Annotated in this window: 2 rRNA genes (1 of these 2 cut by a window edge); both read right to left on the reverse strand. The window is 54.2% G+C overall.

Annotation, left to right across the window (positions count from 1 at the left end):
• Nucleotides 1–4 precede the first annotated feature (4 nt).
• Nucleotides 5–119, reverse strand: a 5S ribosomal RNA gene (gene rrf / locus TH468_RS21020).
• A gap of 120 nt (nucleotides 120–239) precedes the next feature.
• A 23S ribosomal RNA gene (locus TH468_RS21025) occupies nucleotides 240–2,500 on the reverse strand (it continues 489 nt past the right edge of the window).

Raw genomic sequence — 2,500 nt, forward strand, 5'->3', positions numbered from 1 at the left:
GAAGGCCCGGCGGTGACCTACTCTCCCGTGCCTTAAGACAAAGTACCATCGGCGCAGGCAGGTTTCACTTCTGAGTTCGGGATGGGATCAGGTGGTTCCCGGCCGCTATGGCCACCGGGCCGTCGAAACACAGCGAAGAGATCGGAGATTTTGTGATGCGATATTGGTTGTTTTGTATTTTGCTTTGGCGGGTTTTACCGCTGCGCAAGAAGTCAGAAGTGTTCAATTAGCAAGAGGGATCAATCAAGCCGATCGATCAATTAGTACTGGTTAGCTTCACGTGTTGCCACGCTTCCACACCCAGCCTATCAACCTGGTGGTCTTCCAGGGATCTGATAGGGATACCTAGTCTTGAAGGGGGCTTCCCGCTTAGATGCTTTCAGCGGTTATCCCTTCCGCACTTAGCTACCCGGCGATGCTCCTGGCGGAACAACCGGTACACCAGAGGTGCGTCCATCCCGGTCCTCTCGTACTAGGGACAGCTCTTCTCAAGTATCCTGCGCCCACGGCAGATAGGGACCGAACTGTCTCACGACGTTCTAAACCCAGCTCACGTACCACTTTAATTGGCGAACAGCCAAACCCTTGGGACCTGCTCCAGCCCCAGGATGTGATGAGCCGACATCGAGGTGCCAAACACTCCCGTCGATGTGGACTCTTGGGGAGTATCAGCCTGTTATCCCCGGCGTACCTTTTATCCGTTGAGCGATGGCCCTTCCACGCGGGACCACCGGATCACTATGACCGACTTTCGTCTCTGCTCGACTTGTCAGTCTCGCAGTCAGGCAGGCTTTTGCCATTGCACTCTTAAGCTGATGTCCGACCAGCCTGAGCCTACCATCGCGCGCCTCCGTTACTCTTTGGGAGGCGACCGCCCCAGTCAAACTACCCGCCATGCAGGGTCCCGGATCCGGATAACGGACCTCGGTTAGATATCAGGAAGCAAAAGGGCGGTATCTCAAAGGTGGCTCCACCGAAGCTGGCGCTTCGGGTTCATAGCCTCCCGCCTATTCTGCACATTCACATCCTGATACCACTGCAAAGCTGTAGTAAAGGTGCACGGGGTCTTTCCGTCTGACCGCGGGTACTCCGCATCTTCACGGAGAATTCAATTTCGCTGAGTCGATGTTGGAGACAGTGGGGAAGTCGTTACGCCATTCGTGCAGGTCGGAACTTACCCGACAAGGAATTTCGCTACCTTAGGACCGTTATAGTTACGGCCGCCGTTTACCGGGGCTTCAATTCAATGCTTGCACATCTCCTCTTAACCTTCCGGCACCGGGCAGGCGTCAGACCCTATACGTCGTCTTGCGACTTCGCAGAGCCCTGTGTTTTTAGTAAACAGTCGCCACCCCCTGGTCTGTGCCCCCACCGTAAAGTTGCCTTCACGGTGGGCCCCCTTCTCCCGAAGTTACGGGGGCAATTTGCCGAGTTCCTTCAACATCGTTCTCTCAAGCGCCTTGGTATATTCAACCTGCCCACCTGTGTCGGTTTCGGGTACGGTCCATATGTGAGAGTTATTTCCTGGACCTCCTTGGCAGCATCTCCAATCCAATAAGGAGACACTACTTCCAGAGGCCGTCACTTCTCACGGGTACAGGAATATTAACCTGTTTCCCATCGACTACGCGTTTCCGCCTCGTCTTAGGGGCCGACTCACCCTGCGCGGATTGGCCTTGCGCAGGAACCCTTGGGCTTTCGGCGAGGGAGGTTCTCACTCCCTTTGTCGCTACTCATGTCAGCATTCTCGCTTCCGATACCTCCAGCATACCTTACGGTACACCTTCACAGGCTTACGGAACGCTCCGCTACCACTTGTTCAATAAAGAACAAATCCGCAGTTTCGGTGTGTGGCTTGAGCCCCGGTACATCTTCGGCGCGGGACAGCTTATTTAGACCAGTGAGCTGTTACGCTTTCTTTAAACGATGGCTGCTTCTAAGCCAACGTCCTGGTTGTCTTGGCCGTCCTACATCCTTTCCCACTTAGCCACAACTTTGGGACCTTAACTGGCGGTCTGGGCTGTTTCCCTCTCGACCACGGACCTTAGCACCCGTAGTCTGTCTGCCAGATAGTACTCATCGGTATTCGGAGTTTGATTAGGTTTGGTAAGCCGGTAAGGCCCCCTAGCCCATTCAGTGCTCTACCCCCGATGGTATTCGTCTGACGCTCTACCTAAATAGATTTCGCGGAGAACCAGCTATCTCCAGGTTTGATTGGCCTTTCACCCCTAACCACAAGTCATCCCCGTCTTTTTCAACAGACGTGGGTTCGGTCCTCCAGTGACTGTTACATCACCTTCAACCTGCTCATGGCTAGATCACCTGGTTTCGGGTCTAATCCCACAAACTCAATCGCCCTATTCAGACTCGCTTTCGCTGCGCCTACACCTAACGGCTTAAGCTCGCTTGTAAGACTAACTCGCTGACCCATTATGCAAGAGGTACGCTGTCACCCCATATAGAGGCTCCAACTGCTTGTAGGCATCCGGTTTCAGGAACT

The sequence above is a fragment of the Thalassospira sp. MCCC 1A03138 genome (assembly GCF_002115785.1).
GTDB lineage: Bacteria > Pseudomonadota > Alphaproteobacteria > Rhodospirillales > Thalassospiraceae > Thalassospira.